Raw genomic sequence first — 20,129 nt, 5'->3', positions numbered from 1 at the left:
GGCCCGATGGTCACCGCGACCGACGTCGGGTGCCCGCGTCAGCCCTCGGGGTGGTCGCGACCCGGCAGCCAGGACTTGCCCGGGCCGCCCCAGCTGTTCTTGCGGACGGCCTTGGCGACCTGCTTCGCGTAGGGGTGGACGAGGCGGTCGGCGTAGAGGTAGCCGTCGAGGTGGTCGTACTCGTGCTGGAAGATGCGGGCGAGCCAGCCGTGCGCCTCGACCTCGAACGGTTCGCCGTGCTCGTCCAGGGCGCGGAGCAGGACGCCCTCGGAGCGGCGGAGCGGGAAGCGTTCGCCCGGCACGGAGAGGCAGCCCTCGGACTCCTCGTCCTCGTCGAGTTCCTCCACAGACTCCGGCACGGGGGGCGTCATCCACAGGACGGGGTTGACCGCTGCGCCGCGGTGCAGGACCTCGGCATCATCGGTCCATGAGTACACGAAGAGGCGCTTGCCGACACCGACCTGCGGGCCGGCCAGACCGACCCCGGGGGCCAGGTCCATGGTCTCGAACATGTCGGCGACGAGCGAGCGGAGGTCGTCATCGAACGCGGTGACCTCGGCTGCACGCTCGTGCAGGACGGGTTCGCCGGTGATGCGGATCGGGAGAACGGCCATTCACCCAGGTTATCCGGCACGGTCCTATAGCCTCGACGCGTGACGACGGACCTGCAGCTCCCGGACGCCGTGAGCAACCTCACGCCGTTCCAGGCGCTGATGATCCCGGTCGCGCTCGTCGGCGCCGTCTTCCTGTCGCTGGGGGCGCAGTTCCAGAGTCGTGGGGTGCAGCGGGTCGAGGCCCGGCTCGGCAAGCAGTCGAAGGGCCTCAGCGTCCGACACGTCGTCGGGCTGGTCTCGAGCGGCTACTGGGTGCTGGGCACGCTGATGCTCGGCATCGCCGTGGTGCTGCAACTCGTGAGCATCACGTTCGCGCCGCTCATCGTCGTGCAACCGCTCGGTGCCGTCGCGCTGGTGATCACGACGTGGTTCTCCTCGCGGTCCTCCGGTGTGCCGCTGGGACGTCGGGCTCGTCGATCGGTGTGGACGTGCATCATCGGCGTCGGGATCTTCGTCGGCATCGCGGCGTTCGTGGGCCACGAGAGCGCGATCACGCGGCAGCAGCTGGTGACGGTCCTGGTGATCCTGGCCGTCGTCCTGGTGCTCGTGCTGGTGTCGTTCCGCGTGGTGGCCAAGCACAAGAGCGCGCTCTACTACATCGTGGGCGCCGGCATCCTCTACGGCTTCGTGGCGACGCTGGCGAAGGTGGTCCTGAACCGGTTCGTGAACGGCACGTTCGACTGGCTGACGGTGCTGGCGATCATCGGTGTGGTGGTCGCGGCGTCGCTCGGCGGGTACTTCGTGCAGAACGCCTACTCGGCGGGGTCGGCCGACCTCGTGATCGCGGGGCTGACGGTCATCGACCCGATCGTCGCGGTCGGTATCGGTGTGATCGTGCTCGACGAAGCGTCCGGCGCGCCGTGGATCGCGGTCGCAGGGTTCGTGGTCGCGGCGGCGATCGCGATCACGGGTGTGTTCATGCTCGCCAAGTACCACCCGCAGTCCCGGAGCTGAGGAGCCGGACGTCCCGCCGGTGCGCGTCCGCTGCGTTCGCTGCGCTCGGCACGATCGGGATGCGCGGTGGGCTCGGCGCACCCGGTGCGCGCGGCGCGGCTCGTCACACCAGGGTGTGACGAGGTCCGCCGCGAGGCGGACGCGCTCCCCAGAAGCGGTGCGGTACCGTCACAGGACCGACCAGCATTCGCCCACGAGAGGACGACGCCAGCCGTGTCAGACGACGCCACCACCGCCACCGCCGAGCCGACGGGTGCGACGGCCGGGCACCGCCCGTTGCGCGTCATGATCGCCGCGGACACCTTCGCGCCGGACGTCAACGGTGCCGCCACCTTCGCCGAGCAGCTCGCCGTCGGCCTCGTCGAGCGCGGGCACGAGGTCCACATCGTCGCTCCCGCGTCGAGCCGCCACTACGGCACCTTCGAGGAGACGCACCACGGGGTCGACCTCATCGTGCACCGCCTGAAGTCCTACAAGTGGCCGCTGCACCCGTGGCTCCGGTTCGTCTGGCCGTGGAGCGTCCGGAAGTGGACCGCCCCGATCCTCGACGCCGTCAAGCCTGACGTCCTGCACATCCAGTCGCACGTCGTCATCGGCCGCGGCATCGTGCACGAGGCGCACGACCGCGGCATCCGCGTCGTCGCGACGAACCACTTCATGCCGGAGAACCTGCTCGAGTACACGCCGTTCGGCAAGTGGACGCTGCCCATCGCGCTGAAGATCGCGTGGAGCGACGCCGCGAAGACCTACCGACTCGCCGACGCGATCACCACGCCGACGAACCTCGCCGCCGACTACCTGCGCCGGGCCATCGCCGGGCAGCGCGTCCTCGCGATCTCGTGCGGGATCGACGCGTCCCGCTACGTGGCGCGCGAGGGTCGGCCGGTCAACAACGACATCGTCTTCGTGGGCCGGGTCGCCCCGGAGAAGAACCTCGACGTCCTCGTCCGGGCGCTCGCACTGCTGCCGTCCGAGCTCGGCGCGACCCTGACGATCGTGGGTGACGGCGAGATGATCCCGAAGCTCACCGCCCAGGCGAAGGAGCTCGGGCTCGAGGACCGCGTCCGCTTCCTCGGCTTCGTGTCGGACGAGGTCAAGCAGCAGGCGCTCACGAACGCGACCGTCTTCGCGATGCCGTCGACCGCCGAACTCCAGAGCATCTCGTCGCTCGAGGGGATGGCCTCCGGGCTGCCGGTCGTCGCGGCGGACTCGATGGCTCTCCCGCACCTCATCGACGGCAACGGGTACCTCTTCACCCCGGGTGACGACCACGATCTGGCGGCGAAGCTCACGGCGGTGATGACCGCCTCGGACGAGGACTACACGGCGCTGCGGGAACGCAGTCTGACCATGATCGAGGCACACGACATCAACCGCACGCTCGCGACGTTCGAGGCGCTGTATCGTGGGGAGCCGGTGGCCTGAGGGCTCCCGGCGAGGGGCGGTAGCCAAGCTGGTCAAGGCAGTCGGCTCATAACCGAACGATTCGCGGGTTCGAGTCCCGCCCGCCCTACGTGCACCTGCCCAAGAAGCGCGAGCTCGCTCCCGACGACGACCACAGCCCCACGCCGAACGTGACGTTCGAGGTGACCCGGGGCGGTACCGGCGTGCGCGTCAACGCCTTCCGCATCGGCTTCATGGGCGGCATCGGCGTGCTGGTGGCCCTGGTCGCCGGTTCGATCGTCCACCAGCTCAGCACGGTCCTCGTCTACATCGGCGTCGCGCTGTTCCTGGCGCTCGGCATCGATCCGCTGGTGTCCTTCCTCGAGCGCATCGTCCCGCGCTGGGTCGCGATCACGGTCGTCGTGGTGGGTGTGCTGGCCGCGTTCGCCGGCGTCGTCTTCGCGGTCGTACCGATCCTGGTGCAGCAGGCGACGAACCTGATCCAGAACTTCCCCGGCATCGTGCAGGACATCTCGGGGCAGGAGTGGGTGCAGGACCTGTCGAAGCAGTTCTCCGGGTCGTTCGACATCGACCACTCGCTGCAGTCGGTGCAGTCGTTCGTCGAGAACCCGGGCAACCTGCTGAGCCTCGGCGGCGGCATCCTCGCGGTGGGCAGCGGCATCCTGTCCGGGCTCACGGGCGCGGTCATCGTCATCATCCTGATGCTCTACTTCCTCGCGTCGATGCGCGGCATGAAGTCGATGACCTACCGGTTCGTGCCGGCCTCGCGCCGACAGAACTTCATCGACGTCAGCGAGCAGATCACGCAGGCGGTCGGTCGCTACGTCGTCGGCCAGATCTCGCAGGCGCTCATCAACGGCATCCTGTCCCTGGTCTTCCTGCTCATCATCGGTGCCCCGCTCCCGGTGCTGCTCGCGTCGTTCGCGTTCCTCGGCTCGCTCATCCCGCTCGTCGGGACGCTGGCCGCGGCGATCGTCATCTCGCTGCTCTGCTTCTTCGCGTCGCCGGCGACCGCCCTCGCCGCGGCGATCTACTACCTCGTGTACATGCAGGTCGAGGCGTACGTGATCTCGCCCCGCATCATGTCCCGCGCGGTCCAGGTGCCCGGTGCGCTGGTCGTCATCGCCGCGGTCGCGGGTGGCACGATCGGCGGGGTGCTCGGTGCGCTGGTGGCCCTGCCGGTCGCGGCTTCGGTCATCATCATCGTGCAGAAGGTCATCTACCCCCGCCAAGAGCAGGCATGAGTGCGTCCGGGGACCAGGCGGCCGCTCGCGATCGCTGGGCCGTGGGTCCTCGTGGCCCCCTGGCCCTGGTGAACGCGCAGCGCGTCGACCACGAGCAGCCGGTGTGGCCGGTCACCGGACTGTGGGCCCCGGCTGCCGGAGGCCTGACCGTCACCGCGGAGGCCGACGACGGCATCGTCGTCGACGGTGTCCCGGTGGACGGCACGGTCCTCGTCGCGGGTGACGACTCCGTCGTCCCCTCCACGGTGGCCTTCCCCGACGGCCGTGCGGGCACGGTTTCCGGCAGGACCCTGCGGGTCTGGGACCCGGCGTCCGACGCGATCGCCCGGTTCGCACGGATCGCGCGCTTCGACCGGTCGGACGCATGGGTGACGTCCGGCAAGTACACGCCGGTTCCGGACGACGGAGCGGGCCCGGAGGCGCGGGGAACCGTCGTCGACGCAGCGGGCGATCCGCTCGAGGTCGCCGGGCACATCCAGACGGCCTTCGGCGACACGACCGTCCGGCTCGTCGCCGTCCGGTCCGCACCCTTCCGCGGCTCGGCGCGGCTGCAGCTGATCGTGCAGGATGCCACGAGCGCCCTGCCCGAGGACGATCCGGACAGCACCTACTCGATGGGCCGCTTCCTGTACGTCGACGATCCCGGCCGAGCAGCCGACGTCGTGCTCGACTGGAACACCGCCGTCCTGCCGCCGTGCGCGTTCTCGTACCAGTTCGCGTGTCCGATCCCGCCGGAGGACAACCGCATCCCGGTGGCGATCACGGCGGGGGAGCGGCACCCGATCGACACTTCCGGCGCCGTCTTCCACTGACGTTCGCGGCTCGATCCGGCTCGTGCCTGGCATTCCCGGCGAACAGCCTGCATAATGGGCGTGTCCGCACGGACATCACAATCGCATATCGATGGTTCCGAAACGAGAACCTCCGCACAGGTCGATGGGGAAGTCGCACCTGACGAATCGGAGGAATCGTGACCGGAACGACCACCGGGGTGCTCTACGTGCACTCCTCACCACGCGCGCTCTGCCCGCATGTCGAATGGGCAGCAGGTCGCGCCATGAACCGTGCCGTCAACTTCTCGTGGCTGGACCAGCCCGCCCAGGACGGTGCCCGTCGCACCGAGTTCACCTGGACCGGCACCGTCGGGACCGGCGCTGCGATCGCCTCGGCGCTTCGCGGCTGGGAGCACCTCCGCTACGAGGTCACCGAGGAACCGACCGCCGACTCCGACGGAGGCCGGTGGATGCACACGCCGGACCTCGGCGTCTTCTACGCGCAGACCGACGTGACGGGCAACATGGTCGTCCCCGAGGACCGCGTCCGGTACGCCATGGAGGTCGCCGGCAGCAACGCCCTCGAACTCCACCGTGAGCTCCGACTCGCGCTCGGGCAGGCGTGGGACGACGAGCTCGAGCCCTTCCGCCACGCCGCCGAGGGCAACCCCGTCGTCTGGCTGCACCGCGTCGGCTGACACCCGCCCGCTTCCTCCGACACGAACGCCGCCCTTCGGGGCGGCGTTCGTGCGTCCGGCGCGAGTCCCGTCCGCCCCGCCGCCGCCCCGCCGCCGCCCCGCCGCCGCCCCGCGGTGTGGCCGCGAGTCTCGTGCGCAGCGACAGTTCTCGCGCCGCAGTGCGCGAGGAGTGTCGCCCAGGCCGAGTCTCGGCCCGGGGAGCGCTCCGCGCCCGGACCGGCCCCGGGAACGGCTGAGGCCCGCCCCGCAGACGCGGGACGGGCCTCCAGGCCGACTGCGGATCAGACGCTGCGGAACGCGACGACGGCGTTGTGGCCGCCGAAGCCGAACGAGTTGCTCACCGCGAGCAGGTCGCCCGAGGGGAGCGCACGCGGCTCACGTGCGACGTCCATGACGATCTCCGGGTCCTGCTCGGTGAGGTTGATCGTCGGCGGCGCGACCCGGTTGTGCAGGGCGAGGGCGGTGAAGGCCGCCTCGATCGCACCGGCACCACCGAGGAGGTGCCCGGTCGACGCCTTCGTGGCCGAGACCACGATGCTGTCCAGGTGGTCGCCGAAGACCCGGCGCATCGCGTGGTACTCGGCGATGTCCCCGACGGGCGTCGAGGTGGCGTGCGCGTTGACGTGGACGACGTCCTCGCGGGAGGCGCCGGCGTGCTCGAGCGCCTGCAGGACGGCGCGGGCGGCGGCGCTGCCCTCGGGGTCCGGGGCGGTGATGTGGAAGGCGTCGGAGGTGATGCCGGCGCCGGCGACCTCGGCATAGATCTTCGCGCCGCGGGCCTCGGCGTGCTCCTTGGTTTCGAGGATGAGCGCCGCAGCGCCGTCACCGAGCACGAAGCCGTCGCGCGTCACGTCGTACGGCCGCGAGGCGGTCTCGGGGGAGTCGTTGCGCCGCGACAGGGCCTGCATGGCCGCGAACGCCGCGAGGGGCAGCGGGTGCAGCGCGGCCTCGGCGCCACCGGTGATGACGATGTCCGCCTCGCCGGTCGCCACGTGGCGGTACGCCTCCGCGAGGGACTCGGTGGAGGACGCGCACGCGGAGAGGTAGGTGCGGGCACCGCCACGGGCGCCGAACTCCATCTCGATGGCGGCGGCCGGGCCGTTCGCCATGAGCATCGGGACCGTCATCGGCATGACGCGACGCGGGCCCTTCTCGCGCAGGGTGTCCCACGCGTCGAGCAGCGTGTTCACGCCGCCGATGCCCGTCGCCCAGTCGACGATGAGGCGCTCGGGCACGACGGACTCGGCGTCGATGCCGGCGTCGGCCCAGGCCTCACGCGCCGCGACGAGCGACAGCTGCGACGACGGGTCGAGGCGCTTCGTCTCCGGACGGGTGAGCTGGTCGGTGAGGAACCGGCGCGCCTGGCCGGCGAACTCGACGGGGAGTTCGAGCTCGGCGTAGCGCGGGTCCTCGATGCGGGTGATGCCGGAGGTGCCGGCGAGCAGCGCTTCCCACGTCTCCGGGGCGGTCGCGGCGAGGGGTGTGATCGCACCGATCCCGGTGACGACGACGGTCTTGTTGGTCATGAACGACGTGTGCTTTCGTGTGGATGGAACGAGAAGAGCGCCGCGGCCCGCGGTTCGCCGGGGCCGCGGCGCTCAGGAAGCTCGCGTCAGGCCTGCGCCTTGACGATGAAGTCGACGGCGTCGCCGACGGTCTTGAGGTTCTTGACCTCTTCGTCGGGGATCTTGACGTCGAACTTCTCTTCGGCGTTGACGACGATGGTCATCATCGAGATGGAGTCGATGTCGAGGTCGTCCGTGAAGGACTTGTCGGCGGCGACGGTGTCGGTCGCGATGCCGGTCTCGTCGTTGATCAGCTCGGCCAGGCCGGCGAGGACTTCTTCGTTGGACAGGGCCATGGGGATTCTCCTTGAGGGGGGTGTCGTTTGACCGTGGACCAGCCTAGGGCACGAGCGGCGCGCATGCCCGGAGGCTCGTCGGGTGATCGTGCCGGAGCACGATCGGGATGGGCTAGGGGAGGACGACCACCTGCGCGCCGAACACGAGTCCGGCGCCGAACCCGATCTGCAGGGCGAGACCGCCCGACAGCTCGGGGTGCTCGTCGAGCAGGCGGTGCGTGGCGAGCGGGATGCTCGCGGCGGAGGTGTTGCCGGTGGTGGTGATGTCGCGGGCGATCACCACGGACTCGGGCAGCCCGAGCTGCTTGGCGAACTCGTCGATGATGCGGATGTTCGCCTGGTGCGGCACGAACGCTGCGAGGTCGGCCGCGGTGACGCCCGCGGTCTCGAGCGCTTCACGGGCGACCTTGACCATCTCCCAGACCGCCCAGCGGAACACCGTCTGACCGGCCTGCCGCATGGTCGGACGCGGCGCACCGGCCTCCCACTCGTTGTAGGTGGCGGTCATCCCGATGGCGTCCCACTTCGAGCCGTCGGAACCCCAGATGGTGGGGGCGATGCCCGGGAAGTCGCTCGGGCCGATCACGGCCGCGCCCGCACCGTCACCGAGCAGGAACGAGATCGACCGGTCCGTCGGGTCGACGACGTCGCTGAGCTTCTCGGCCCCGACGACCAGCACGTGGTCGGCGAGCCCGGACTTGATGAACGAGTCGGCTTGGGCGATGCCGTACGCGTACCCGGCACACGCGGCGCTGATGTCGTACGCAGCGGCGGGGGTCGCACCGATGCGCTCGGCGAGGAGCGAGGCCATCGACGGCGTGGCGACGGTGTGCGTCACGGTGCTGACGAGCACGACACCGATCTGCGACGGCTCGATCCCGGCCTTCTCGATCGCCTCGCGCGCGGCGGCCTCGGCGAGGTCGATCGCCTCGACGTCCTTGCCCGCACGCTTCCGGGTGATGATGCCGGTGCGCTGGCGGATCCACTCGTCGGACGAGTCGATCGGGCCGACGAGGTCGTCGTTCGGCACCACGTTCTCGCCGCGCGCTGCGCCGAAGGCGAGGATGCGCGTGAACTCGTGCCCGCGCCGCTGCGCGAGGGTGGGACGGTCGGTCATGCGGTTGCGTCTGCTTCCTGGTCTGCGCGCTGCAGCAGCTCGATCGCTGCCGGCAGGTCCTCGGGGGTCTTGATCGCGACGGTCGGCGTGCCGCGGAGACCGCGCTTCGCCAGACCGACGAGGGCACCGGCGGGTGCGAGCTCGATGATGCCGGTGACGCCGGCGCCCGCGAAGGACTCCATCACGGCGTCCCAGTGCACGGGGTTCGCGATCTGCTGGACCATCAGGTCGACGAAGCGACGACCGTCCTCGACCCGCGAGCCGTCGGCGTTCGTCCAGATGGGGAGCGTGGGGTCGTGCACCGTGGCGGCGGCCGCGACCGGTGCGACCCGCTCGACGGCGGGTGCCATGTACCGCGTGTGGAACGCCCCGGCGACGGCGAGCGGGATGACCCGGGCCTTCGTCGGCGGCTCGGCGACGAGCGCGGCGATGGCGTCGGCGGCACCCGCGACGACGGTCTGCCCGCCGCCGTTGTGGTTCGCGGGGACGAGGCCGTGGGTCGCGAGCGCCTGGGCGACCTCGTCGGCGTCGCCACCGAGGACGGCGGCCATCGAGGTGGGCTCGAGGGCGGCGGCGTCGGCCATGGCCCGGCCGCGCTCGGCGACGAGGGCGACGGCGTCGGTCGGGTCGAGGACACCGGCGACACCCGCGGCGGTGAACTCCCCGACCGAGTGGCCGGCGACACCGCCGACGAGGGCGCGACGGCCCTCGGCGAGCAGGGCGTCGGCCGTCACGAGGCCGGCGGCGACGATGAGCGGCTGCGCGATCGCGGTGTCCTTGATGGTGTCCGCGTCGGACTCGGTGCCGTGCTGCACGAGGTCGATGCCGATGGCCTCGGACCACGCCCCCACACGGTCACGGACGGCGGCGTCCTCGAGCCAGGGGGCGAGGAAGCCGGGGGTCTGGGAGCCCTGTCCGGGCGCGACGACGACGATCACCGGACAATCCTCCAGGGCTGGCCGGGTTCGACGCGTGTGGACTTGCCACAGTGATCGTCGCTCGACGTTGTTCGATTCCTCACGACGGCCCCGCGCTGACGCACGACCGCGCCGCGCTGACGCACGACCGCGCCGCGCTGACGCACGACCGTCCCGCTCAGCGACGGTGCGGGATGCGACGGCGACCCGCGGTCGACTCCGACATCGCGCCGAGGATGAGCGCCGACTGCACGATCAGGGCGTCGCGGGCGTGCGTGGCGTCCCACCCGATGATGTCGGCGACGCGGCGAAGCCGGTAGCGGACGGTGTTCGGGTGCACGAAGAGCTCGCGCGCCGTGGCCTCGAGCGAGCGGCCGGTGTCGAGGTAGCACCACAGCGTCTGGAGGAGCTCCGTCGACTGGTCCTTCAGCGGCACGTAGATCCGCTGCACCAGTGCCGACCGGGCGAGCGGATCGCCGGCGAGGGCACGTTCGGGGAGCAGGTCGTCGGCGAGTGCCGGACGGGGTGCCCCGCGCCAGGCCCGTGCCACGGCGAACCCGGCGAGTGCGCCCTTCGCGCTGGTGGACGCGTCGACGACCCCGGGGACCTCGTTGCCGAGCACGAGGTGGCCCTCGCCGAACGACGGTTCGAGGGCCTGCGCGATGGCCGTGAACGACACCGGCTCCTCGCCCTCGGGCACGTCGTCGCGCGGTGTGGCACGACCGATCACCACGACGAGGCGGGACCCCTGCACGCCGATGAGCACGTCCGCGTCCATGTGCCGTGCGGTCCGGCGGATCTGGTCCACCTCGAGCTGCTTCGGGGCGTTGCCGACCAGCACGGACACCTCGCCGTGGCCGTGCCACCCGAGTGCCGCGATGCGGGACGGCAGCTCGTCGTCGTACTCGCCCGACAGGATCGAGTCGACCACGAGCGCTTCGAGCCGGGCGTCCCACAGCCCGCGGGCCTCGGCCGCCCGGGCGTAGACGTCGGCGGCGGCGAAGGCGATGTCCCGCGAGTACTTGAGGATCGCCTCCTGCAGCATCTCGTCGTCCTTGGCGCGCTCCTCCACCACGGTGACGACGACCCGGATGAGCTGGAGCGTCTGCTGCAGGCTCACCGAGCGCAGGAGTTCCCGCGGCGCCGAGCCGAACACGTCGGCGGCGGCGATCCACGGGGTGGACGCCGTGCCCTCGAGCCAGCTGATGAACGACGTGATGCCGGCCTGGGCCACGAGCCCCACGGCCGAGCGACGGCCCGGGGGCATCTCGCTGTACCAGGGGAGCGTGTCCTCGAGCCGCTTGATCGTCGCGGTGGAGAGTTCCCCGGACACCTGACGGAGCCAGGAGAGCGCCCGCTCTCGCGCGCTCTCCTGGCTCTCGGAGTCCGGTCGGACCGTCGTCACTCGATCAGCTCTCGCCGCCCGCGCTGCCGGTGGTGCCGGCGGTCACGTCGTGCAGGCGGTACTTGTCGATCGCCTGCTGCACGAGGGCACCGTCGACCTTGCCCTGGCGCGCCAGCTGCTGCAGCGTCCGCACGACGACCGAGGGGCCGTCGATGTGGAAGAAGCGGCGGGCGGCCGGACGGGTGTCCGAGAAGCCGAAGCCGTCGGCGCCGAGCGTGGCGTAGTCGGTCGGGACGAACGGGCGGATCTGCTCCTGCACGAGGTGCATGAAGTCGCTCACGGCGACGACCGGGCCCTCGGTGCCGAGCAGGCGCTCGGTGACGTACGGCGTGCGCGGGGCGTCGTTTGGGTTGAGGAACGCGTGCTGCTCCGCCGCGACACCGTCGCGGTACAGCTCGCCCCAGCTCGTGACGCTCCACACGTCGGCCGACACGCCCCAGTCCTCGGCGAGGAGCTGCTGCGCCTCGAGGATCCACGGCACGGCGACACCCGACGCGAGCAGCTGCGCCTTGGGGCCGTCGTGCTCGCTCGGCTTCAGCAGGTACATGCCCTTGACGATGCCGTCGACGTCGACGCCCTCCGGCTCGGCCGGCTGGACGATCGGCTCGTTGTAGACCGTCAGGTAGTACATGACGTTCGGGTCGGCGTGCTTCGGCGAGCCGTCCTCGTTCGTGCCGTACATCCGGTCGAGGCCGGCCTGGACGATGTGGCCGATCTCGTAGCCGTACGCCGGGTCGTAGGACACCACGGCCGGGTTCGTCGTCGCGAGGAGCGGCGAGTGGCCGTCGGCGTGCTGCAGACCCTCGCCCGTGAGCGTGGTACGGCCCGCGGTGGCGCCGATCATGAACCCACGGGTCATCTGGTCGCCGGCGGCCCAGATCGCGTCGCCGGTGCGCTGGAACCCGAACATCGAGTAGAAGACGTAGACCGGGATGAGCGGCTCGCCCTGCGTCGAGTACGAGGTCCCGACCGCGGTGAACGCCGCCAGGGCGCCCGCCTCGTTGATGCCGACGTGGATGATCTGGCCCTGTGGGCTCTCCTTGTAGGCGAGGAGGAGCTCACGGTCGACCGACGTGTAGTGCTGGCCGTTCGGGTTGTAGATCTTCGCCGTCGGGAAGTACGCGTCCATGCCGAACGTGCGCGCTTCGTCCGGGATGATCGGGACCACGCGGTCGCCGAAGTCGGGGGAGCGGAGCAGGTCCTTCAGCAGTCGGGCGAACGCCATGGTGGTGGCGATCTCCTGCTTGCCGGAGCCCTTCTTGACGACCTGGTACTTCGAGTCGTCCGGCAGGGTGATCGACGTGTACTTCGTGCGACGCTCCGGCACGTAGCCGCCGAGCTCGCGACGACGCTCGTGCATGTACTGGATCGCCTCGTCGTCGTGACCGGGGTGGTAGTACGGCGGCGTGTACGGGTTCTCTTCCAGCTGCGCGTCGGAGATCGGGATGCGCATCTCGTCGCGGAACTGCTTGAGGTTGTCGAGCGTGAGCTTCTTCATCTGGTGGGTCGCGTTGCGGCCCTCGAAGCTCGGGCCGAGGCCGTAGCCCTTGACCGTCTTCGCGAGGATGACGGTCGGCTGGCCCTTGTGCTCGGTCGCGGCCTTGAACGCGGCGTAGACCTTGCGGTAGTCGTGACCGCCGCGCTTGAGGTTCCAGATCTGGTCGTCGGTGTAGTCCTTGACCAGCTCGAGCGCCTTCGGGTCGCGCCCGAAGAAGTTCTCCCTGACGTAGGCGCCGTTCTCGGCCTTGTACGTCTGGTAGTCGCCGTCCGGCGTCTGGTTCATCAGGTTGAGGAGCGCGCCCTCGGTGTCGCGGGCGAGCAGGTCGTCCCACTCGCGGCCCCAGACGACCTTGATGACGTTCCAGCCCGCACCGCGGAAGAACGCCTCGAGCTCCTGGATGATCTTGCCGTTGCCGCGGACCGGACCGTCGAGACGCTGCAGGTTGCAGTTGATCACGAAGTTCAGGTTGTCGAGGCCGTCGTTCGCGGCGACCTGGAGCTGACCGCGGGACTCGACTTCGTCCATCTCGCCGTCACCGAGGAACGCCCAGACCTGCTGGTCGGAGGCGTCCTTGATGCCGCGGTTGGACAGGTACTTGGCCTGCTGCGCCTGGTAGATCGCGTTGATCGGGCCGATGCCCATCGACACGGTCGGGAACTGCCAGAAGTGCGGCATGAGGCGCGGGTGCGGGTAGGACGACAGTCCGCCGGCGGCGTGGGACTTCTCCTGCCGGAAGCCGTCGAGCTGGTCCTCGTTGAGACGCCCTTCCATGTACGCACGGGCGTACATGCCGGGGGAGGCGTGGCCCTGGAAGAAGACCTGGTCGCCACCGGACGGGTGGTCCTGCGCGCGGAAGAAGTGGTTGTAGCCGACCTCGTACATGGCGGCGCTCGACGCGTACGTCGAGATGTGGCCGCCGACGGCGATGCCGGGGCGCTGCGCGCGGTGCACGGTGATCGCGGCGTTCCACCGGATCCACCGGCGGTAGCGGCGCTCGAGCTCCTCGTCGCCCGGGAACTCGGGCTCGTTCTCCGGCGCGATGGTGTTCACGTAGTCCGTGGTCGGGACCATCGGCACACCGAGGTGCAGTTCCTTGGACCGCTTGAGCAGGCTCAGCATGATCTCGCGGCCACGCTGGTGACCGTGGGTCTGCACCAGCCCGTCGAGGGACTCACGCCATTCGGCGGTCTCCTCCGGGTCCTGGTCGCTGCTGCCGTGGCTGTACGGGTCCTGGTCGTTCACCGTCACCCTTGACCTCGTTCGTTCTCGTGGTGGTGGACATAGGTGGTCCACCGATCGATCGGGTCGCGACCGGCGGTGGGGCCTCGTCCACTCTAGGCCCCACCGCCGACGCGGAGCCTGATGGTGACGTGCAGGTGGACGGGTGCTTGCATTCGGATGACGGCGGCGTACGATTGCCGATCGTGCACACGCGACCCGTGCGTGCACGAGGACACCGGGCACACCCCACGCCCGAGGAAGAAGCAACGCACTGATGGCACTGGAGATCGGCTCACTCGCGCCGGACTTCGAACTCCCGAACCAGTTCGGTGAGCACGTCCGCCTCAGCGACTTCCGCGGTGTCCGCCCGGTCGCGCTCGTCTTCTTCCCGCTCGCGTTCTCGTCCACGTGCACGAACGAGCTCTGCGCCCTGCAGGACAACATTGCGATGTTCCAGGACCAGCGTGTCGAGCTCATCGGCATCTCGGTCGACTCGAAGGCGACGCTGCGGTCGTTCGCCGAGTCGAATGGCTACGACTTCGAGCTGCTCGCGGACTTCTGGCCGCACGGCGCCGTCTCCAAGGAGTACGGCGTGTTCCTCGAGCAGAAGGGCTTCGCGAACCGCGCGACCTTCGTCATCGACGTGCAGGGCCGGATCAAGGCCTCGATCCTCTCCGAGCCCGGCGTGGCCCGCGACGTCACCGAGTACAAGGCGGCACTCGACCGCCTCGCGGCGTGCGCCGCACCCGTCGCCGTCGGCTAGCGTTCCGAATCCCGTCTGACGCAGGGCGCGTCGGACGGACGAACGGACTGCCTGGAGGCACGGTGCACGCCATCGAGACCGGCTCGCGCGAGCGGGTCGGCACCACTGAGCCGTACGCCCCCTTCCCGGTGGACGCGGACCCCGGCAGGTGGCGTCTGACCCGCACGGTCGTGCCGACCGGGGTGGGACCCACGGTGGTGCACCACCGCGCCGGTCCTGATCCCCTCCTGCTCGTGCACGGCGTCGCCGGCTCGTGGTCGACGTGGACGCCGCTGCTGCAGGCCGCCGACGGCGCGCTCGACCGCGGGCTCGTGCTCGTCGACCTGCCGGGATGGGGATCGTCCCCGGCGCCGGACGCGCCTCTCGACGTCGACGATGCCGTCCGCGTGCTGACCACGGTCCTCGACACGTTCGGCCTGGACGACGTCGACGTCGTCGGACACTCGATGGGGGCGTTCGTCGCGATGCACCTGGCGGTCGTCGCACCCCGACGGGTCCGCTCGGTCGCGCTGGTGTCCGGCACCACGCTCGCCACCGCCGACGCCGCCCGGCACCCGTGGCGCGGTGTCCGGACGCTGCCCGCGTTCACCCTGCTCCGTGCGGGCCTGACGATCACCGGCGAGGCCGCACGCCCGATGCTGCGCGGGATCGCCCGGGCGGGCCTCCTCCCGCTCGTCGCGTCACCGGTCTTCACCCACGTGCGACGGCTCGACCGCAGCGTGCTCGACGCCTTCGTCGACGAGCTCCGGCCGGCCGGGTTCACCGGCGCGGCGCGGTCGGCCGCCGGCTACGACCTCGACCGGTGGCGGTCCGTGTCCTGTCCGGTGACCGCGATCGCCGGGCGCGACGACGTGTTCGCGCGGGTGTCCGACCTGGACGGGCTGCGCGGGCTCCTGCCGCAGGTGCGCACCGTGCTGCTCGACGACTGCGGCCACTTCGCCCACGTCGAGCACCCGGCCGCCGTCGCTCGCGTGCTCGGCCTCGTCTGAGGCCGAGCACGCGTCGTCCTGACGGTCAGGCGTGCACGGGGAACGCCGCCGCGACGTGCGAGCGCACCTCGGCGAGGACGACCTCGCGCATCGCGGGGGAGAACAGGGCGTGGTCGCCGCCCGGCACCCGCACCACCTCGAGGCGCCCGGTCCGACCGGGCGCACCCCAGCGGCGTTCGGCACGCTGTCCACCGAGACGGTCGAACAGCTCGGCGTCCTCGGGTGCGGCGATGACGAGGATGTCGGTGCCGTGCTCGACGAGCGGCCGGACGTGCCCGGCGACCCCGCCCATCCGGTCCCGGCGGGCCACCCGGTCACGGACCGGCTTCGGCACGAGGGTGTTCCACCAGCGCCGGATCCGCAGACGGAGGTCGGACGGCTGGTCCACCGCACGGGCTGCGTCGGCGAAGGTGCCGGCGACCGTCGTGGTGCGGCGGTAGTCGTTCGGGCTGATCTCCACGACGAGGCGCGGCGACTCGTCGACGGCACGGCCGGCGAGCCAGGCGCCCGCGCACATGCCGACCAGCACGAGCCGTTCGGCCGGGACGGCGAGCGAGGCCACGACGGCCGCCTGGTCGTCGAGCCACTCCTGCGTGTAGAAGAACGAGCGTTCGTCGCCGCGGACCGCGGTGCTCTCCCCGGTGCCACGCCGGTCGACCCGGATCACCCGGGCGCCGTCGCGGGCGAGACCGCGGGCGAGGGCGACCTGGTAGTCGGCCGCGCCGACCCGGTGCTCCGCGCCGCCGCTGTGCAGCACGACGACGGGGGCGCCCTCGGACTGCCCGGAGGCGACGGTCTCGACGGCGAAGAGCTCCTCGGGGCCGAGCTGCACGACCCGCTCGGACACCCGGGTGTCCACGTCGAGGACCTCGGCGAGCTCGGGCAGCGTCGTCGCCGACGTGTCCGTGGGTGCCCAGGCATCGATCCACCCGACGACGGTGTCGACCGCGGCTGCGGGGATCCGAGCGACGATGCTCGTGCCGTCCAGGAGCTCGGCGCTGCCGGTCACCTCGGCCGTCGGCACCGGTCCGAGGGCCTTCGGGGCGACGGCGCCGGGCCGGACGAGCGCGACCGTCGGCCCGGAGCGCGGCACGAACGCCAGGGCCGCGAGTGCGGTGACCTCGGCGGGCTCGAGGTCGATGCCGACGAGGCTCTCGACGCCGTCGACGACGCGGTCGGACCCGATGGTGATGGCGGCGAGCGCACGCTGTCCGCGCACCCACGCGCGGCCGGACGCCGGGGCGTCCCACACCACCAGGCCGTCGGTGTCGTCGGCCGCGGCGGCCGCGACGAGGGCGGCCGAGGCGAGCCCGACGAACGCGACCGCCTCGACGCCTGCCGAACGCAGCAGTGCTGCGGCGTGCCGGGCGGACCGCACCTGCGCGTCCGGAGCGTCGTCGGGCGCGGCGTCTCCACGTCCGGACGGGTCGTAGCGCACCGAGGCCACGCCACGCGCCTCCAGGCCGTCCGCCAGCAGGCGGAGCGTGCGGTACGCGATGACGCCCTCCTGCCCGAGCGGCGGGCAGATCACGACGCCCGCTCGCGCCGCAGCGGGGAGCTGCAGCGCGACGCGGAGGGCGGGGTGACCCGACCAGCCGTGGTGGGTGCTCACAGGCCGAGGGCCGCGAGGACCTCCGTCGGCCAGGCGTCGGGGTCCGTGCCGTGGGCAGCGAACAGGGCGATGGTGATGCGCTCGAGGCCGAACGCGATGCACGCGCTGTGCGCGACCTCGCCGTCGGCGGTGCGGATCGCGAACGACGTGCCGAAGTGGTCCTCGTGCAGGTTCGCCGAGCTGATCGCGGTCCACGGGTGGTCGTGGCCGTAGACCGGCGTGACGAACTCGAACTTGAGCGACTGCTCGACCTGGTTGCGGGCGAGCATCTGCCCGACCCGACCGAAGAAGGGGTCGTTCGCGGGGACGACGTCGATCTCGAGGCCGAACGACTCGAGGAGCTCCCGCATCACCGGGATCCGGCCGTCGCGGTGCTGCTGCGCGGTGGCGGGGGTGCCGATGTGCACGAACTCGTGCATGTGGAAGGCCTGCAGGCGCATCGGGTCGAGCGAGGGTTCCCGCCGGAACGAGTCGCCGACGATGTCGAACATGCGTCCGCCGTCGGGCAGCGTCCCGGTGACCAGGCCGTAGACCGGGTGGCAGACGGCCGGGGTCAGCATGAGGTCGGCCGGCTGCAGGAACGACTCCCACCGTTCGCCGCGCTCGCGAGCGGCGAGGAGGGCGCGGTGGGTGCGGTCGTCGCCGGTGAAGCCGGAGATCGAGGCGGCGAGGTCCGGGAAGGACGCGATGTAGTCGGTCTGCTCGAACGCGGCGAGCGGCTCGACCGGCGGGAAGCGGAGGACGTCGGCGTCGAGGTCCGCCTGGCTCCGGACCGCGGCGGCGTCGACGGCGTCGTAGACGCGCGTGAACACCCCGGTGCGGCCGTATAGCCCGGGCGAGCCGAGGTCGATGAGGACCCCGTCGTCGAGCAGGCGTGCCCGGAGCGCGGCGCGCGCGACGTCGATGTCGGCGGCCTCGCTCGCGTGGGCGGCCTCGCTCGCGTGGGTGGCCTCGCTCGCCGCGTGGGCGGTGGTGGCGGTGTGGGTGGGGTCGGTGATGGTCACAGGATCGCTCCGGTCATGAGTGCCAGTCCAGCGTCGTTCTGGAGGAGACGGTCGTTGCTCACCATGACGGCGGCGCCGTGTGCGTCTCGGAGGTGACGGGCCACGCTCAGCGGCCCGGTTGCGGCGAAGCCGGCGATGCCGACGATCCGCAGCGCCTTCGTCACGAGGTCGGTGACCCGCTCCGAGGCGTTGATCTTCAGGGCGTTCGCGGCGAGGGCGAACGCGGTCGACTCGAGGACCTCGGGGTCGTCGGCCACCGCGTCGAACCGGAGCGCCGCGTGCCGGACGGTGTCCGCGAGCGCCTGCAGGTCGACGAGGAGCTCGGCCAGCCGGAGGGCCGACGGCGGGGTCTGTCCGACGCTTGCGCGGGCCTGCTTTCGGACCGCACGGCGTGCTCGGTCGGCGGCGTCGGCGGCGATGCCGAGCCACACCGAGGCCCAGAGGACGTGCGAGACCGGCAGCACCGTGCGGGCCGAGATCGCCGCGTAGTCGTCGCGGAGCACCCGGTCGGCGTGGGTCTCGGCGTCGAGCGTCCAGCCGTTGCTGCACGTGCCGCGGAGCCCGAGGGTGTCCCAGGTCGAGGTCTGCGTGAGGGTCGTCTCCTCGGGCAGGCAGATCACGAGCCGCTGGTCCGAGGCCGGGGCGTCGGGGTCGCGGCGGGCGGTGACGAGGATCGCGTCGGCCTCGGTCGCGTAGGAGATGACGGGCGCTTCCTTGCGGAGCCGGATCCGACCGGCGGCGTCCGGCTCGATCGCGCACGTGCTGCGACGGGCGTCGCCGCCGATGCCGCGCTCCGTGGTCGACGAGGCGACGAGCGCGCCGGCCTTGACGGCGTCGATCAGGTCGGTCACGCCGAACGCTGCACCGCCGTGCCGCCAGAGCGCCATCGCCTGGCCCTGGTGCATCGCGAAGACCATCGCCGTCGCGGCGCACGCGCGGCCGAGGTCGGTCGCGATCGCGGAGAGCTCGCCGAGGGTCGCGCCCTCGCCGCCGAGCTCGACCGGTACCGCTGCGGCGAGGAGTCCGTGCTCGCGCATCGCGGCGATCGCTTCGCGGGGCGGTCTGGCCCCACGGTCGACCTCGTCGGCGAAGTGCGCGGCGATGTCCGCGACGAGTGCGGTGCGGGCCGCGAAACGGTCGGTGCTCCGGGGCGTCGCGGGCCCGACCGCGTCGGGCCCGGCCGCAGGCGCGGACCCGGACGCGGTCGTCGACGCGGACGCGGTCGCGGGTGCGTCGAGCACCGGGGTGCTCACTGTGCCAGCTCCGCCGCCGCGGCGATCGACTCGATCGTGGCGAACGTCGAGCGGTTCAGGACCGCGTCGGGGAGCTCGACGTCGAGGTCGTCCTCGACCGCGAGCATGACGTTGACGGTCGCGTGCGACGTGAGCCCGAGGGCGTAGAGGTCGGCGATCGATGCCACGTCCATGGCGTCGACGGTGAGCCGCCCGTGATCGGCGAGCGCGCGCCGGACGGCGAGTTCGGTCGTCGGGGTGGCGAGTGCGACGGTGGCCGCTGCAGAGACTGGGTCCTGGTCCATGCTGGCAACCATAAGGAGGAGGACGCCCCGGAAAACCGCCGTGCGGATGCGCGAATCCGCACGGACACTTCGCTGCCTGTACGGATCCGCAGGATGGCCCGGCGGGCTCCGGATGGTCGTCAGCGGGCGGTCAGTGCGACGGCCGTCGCGGTGGCGAGGCCCCGTTCGTGCGCGAGCGAGACGGCGATCGTGCCGCAGCCGATCGCCTCGGCGAGCTCGGCGGCGCGTCCGGCGAGCTCCACGACGGGTGCCCCCTCCGCGTCGTGCACGATGGCGATGTCGGTGAGCGGGACGGCGTCGGAGCGGCGCGGGCGGAGGAGCTTCAGGACCGCCTCCTTGCCGGCGAACCGGGCTGCGAGACGCTCCGGGTCGTCGCCCGCGTCGGCCCGCTCGCGCTGGGTGAACACGCGGGTCAGGTAGCGGTCGCCGTTCGCGTCGATGCCGGCGATGACGTCCTCGACGGCGGCGAGGTCGGTGCCCGTCCGGATCGTGGTCATGTGGGCAGGCTACGCGGC

General features: G+C 71.5%; 19 protein-coding genes and 1 tRNA gene. 8 read left to right on the top strand and 12 right to left on the bottom strand.

Annotated features, from left to right (window positions below; genetic code table 11):
* Positions 1–38: 38 nt before the first annotated feature.
* Positions 39–614 (bottom strand): peptide deformylase, encoded by a 576-nt coding sequence (gene def / locus BLT36_RS16935; protein ID WP_092096926.1) that lies wholly within the window; start codon positions 612–614, stop codon positions 39–41.
* Positions 615–653: 39 nt separating this feature from the next.
* On the opposite strand from def, the gene BLT36_RS16930 reads away from it, so the two are divergent.
* From BLT36_RS16930 to BLT36_RS16905, 6 genes are all read left to right on the top strand, one after another.
* Positions 654–1,568: a DMT family transporter gene (locus BLT36_RS16930; RefSeq protein WP_175529704.1), complete on the top strand. Its 915-nt coding sequence runs from the start codon at positions 654–656 to the stop codon at positions 1,566–1,568.
* Positions 1,569–1,781: 213 nt separating this feature from the next.
* Entirely contained in the window at positions 1,782–2,993 is a 1,212-nt protein-coding gene (locus tag BLT36_RS16925) for a glycosyltransferase (protein WP_092096924.1), read from the top strand.
* Between the two features lie 13 nt (positions 2,994–3,006).
* Positions 3,007–3,081 (top strand) — tRNA-Ile (locus BLT36_RS16920).
* A gap of 1 nt (position 3,082) precedes the next feature.
* Positions 3,083–4,216: an AI-2E family transporter gene (locus BLT36_RS16915; protein WP_254787714.1), complete on the top strand. Its 1,134-nt coding sequence runs from the start codon at positions 3,083–3,085 to the stop codon at positions 4,214–4,216.
* Positions 4,213–5,028 (top strand): DUF1684 domain-containing protein, encoded by an 816-nt coding sequence (locus BLT36_RS16910; RefSeq protein ID WP_092096923.1) that lies wholly within the window; start codon positions 4,213–4,215, stop codon positions 5,026–5,028. Before BLT36_RS16915 ends, BLT36_RS16910 begins: the two co-directional genes overlap by 4 nt.
* Before the next feature lie 179 nt (positions 5,029–5,207).
* Positions 5,208–5,687 (top strand): DUF3145 domain-containing protein, encoded by a 480-nt coding sequence (locus BLT36_RS16905; RefSeq protein WP_092097296.1) that lies wholly within the window; start codon positions 5,208–5,210, stop codon positions 5,685–5,687.
* Between the two features lie 281 nt (positions 5,688–5,968).
* Here BLT36_RS16905 and BLT36_RS16900 read toward each other — a convergent pair whose 3' ends face one another.
* From BLT36_RS16900 to aceE, 6 genes are all read right to left on the bottom strand, one after another.
* Positions 5,969–7,213 carry a beta-ketoacyl-[acyl-carrier-protein] synthase family protein gene (locus tag BLT36_RS16900; protein WP_092096921.1) on the bottom strand — a complete coding sequence of 415 codons (1,245 nt, stop codon included), beginning with the start codon at positions 7,211–7,213 and terminating at the stop codon, positions 5,969–5,971.
* An 86-nt stretch (positions 7,214–7,299) separates the two neighbouring features.
* Positions 7,300–7,548, bottom strand: a complete 249-nt coding sequence (locus tag BLT36_RS16895) for an acyl carrier protein (RefSeq protein WP_058741348.1) — start codon at positions 7,546–7,548, stop codon at positions 7,300–7,302.
* A 112-nt stretch (positions 7,549–7,660) separates the two neighbouring features.
* The gene (locus BLT36_RS16890) at positions 7,661–8,665 is read right to left on the bottom strand and encodes a beta-ketoacyl-ACP synthase III (RefSeq protein WP_092096920.1); all 1,005 of its coding nucleotides are present in this window, start codon (positions 8,663–8,665) and stop codon (positions 7,661–7,663) included.
* Positions 8,662–9,603: an ACP S-malonyltransferase gene (locus tag BLT36_RS16885; RefSeq protein WP_092096918.1), complete on the bottom strand. Its 942-nt coding sequence runs from the start codon at positions 9,601–9,603 to the stop codon at positions 8,662–8,664. The genes BLT36_RS16890 and BLT36_RS16885 overlap by 4 nt, the downstream gene beginning before the upstream one ends.
* Before the next feature lie 157 nt (positions 9,604–9,760).
* Entirely contained in the window at positions 9,761–10,987 is a 1,227-nt protein-coding gene (locus BLT36_RS16880) for a PucR family transcriptional regulator (RefSeq protein ID WP_092096917.1), read from the bottom strand.
* Between the two features lie 4 nt (positions 10,988–10,991).
* Positions 10,992–13,736 (bottom strand): pyruvate dehydrogenase (acetyl-transferring), homodimeric type, encoded by a 2,745-nt coding sequence (gene aceE / locus BLT36_RS16875; protein WP_092096915.1) that lies wholly within the window; start codon positions 13,734–13,736, stop codon positions 10,992–10,994.
* Between the two features lie 247 nt (positions 13,737–13,983).
* Here aceE and BLT36_RS16870 point away from each other — a divergent pair, with 247 nt between their 5' ends.
* Both BLT36_RS16870 and BLT36_RS16865 read left to right on the top strand, forming a co-directional pair.
* On the top strand, positions 13,984–14,472 hold the full coding sequence (locus BLT36_RS16870) for a peroxiredoxin (protein WP_092096914.1): 489 nt from the start codon (positions 13,984–13,986) through the stop codon (positions 14,470–14,472).
* A gap of 62 nt (positions 14,473–14,534) precedes the next feature.
* Complete coding sequence (locus tag BLT36_RS16865; protein ID WP_175529703.1) at positions 14,535–15,461, top strand: alpha/beta fold hydrolase; 927 nt, start codon at positions 14,535–14,537, stop codon at positions 15,459–15,461.
* A gap of 25 nt (positions 15,462–15,486) precedes the next feature.
* Here BLT36_RS16865 and BLT36_RS16860 read toward each other — a convergent pair whose 3' ends face one another.
* From BLT36_RS16860 to BLT36_RS16840, 5 genes are all read right to left on the bottom strand, one after another.
* Positions 15,487–17,073, bottom strand: a complete 1,587-nt coding sequence (locus BLT36_RS16860) for an alpha/beta hydrolase (protein WP_175529702.1) — start codon at positions 17,071–17,073, stop codon at positions 15,487–15,489.
* A complete protein-coding gene (locus tag BLT36_RS16855; RefSeq protein WP_217638329.1) occupies positions 17,070–18,077 on the bottom strand; it encodes an amino acid--[acyl-carrier-protein] ligase in 1,008 nt (335 codons plus the stop codon). Before BLT36_RS16855 ends, BLT36_RS16860 begins: the two co-directional genes overlap by 4 nt.
* Positions 18,074–19,318, bottom strand: coding sequence for an acyl-CoA dehydrogenase family protein (locus BLT36_RS16850; RefSeq protein WP_092097293.1), 1,245 nt, complete (start codon positions 19,316–19,318; stop codon positions 18,074–18,076). The genes BLT36_RS16855 and BLT36_RS16850 overlap by 4 nt, the downstream gene beginning before the upstream one ends.
* Before the next feature lie 8 nt (positions 19,319–19,326).
* Positions 19,327–19,614 carry an acyl carrier protein gene (locus BLT36_RS16845; protein ID WP_092096909.1) on the bottom strand — a complete coding sequence of 96 codons (288 nt, stop codon included), beginning with the start codon at positions 19,612–19,614 and terminating at the stop codon, positions 19,327–19,329.
* Positions 19,615–19,733: 119 nt separating this feature from the next.
* Entirely contained in the window at positions 19,734–20,111 is a 378-nt protein-coding gene (locus tag BLT36_RS16840) for a holo-ACP synthase (protein WP_092096908.1), read from the bottom strand.
* Positions 20,112–20,129: the final 18 nt, after the last annotated feature.

This window comes from Curtobacterium sp. UNCCL20 (genome assembly GCF_900101675.1).
In the GTDB taxonomy this organism is placed as follows: domain Bacteria; phylum Actinomycetota; class Actinomycetes; order Actinomycetales; family Microbacteriaceae; genus Curtobacterium.
This window is presented reverse-complemented; position numbering and strand designations above follow the sequence as displayed.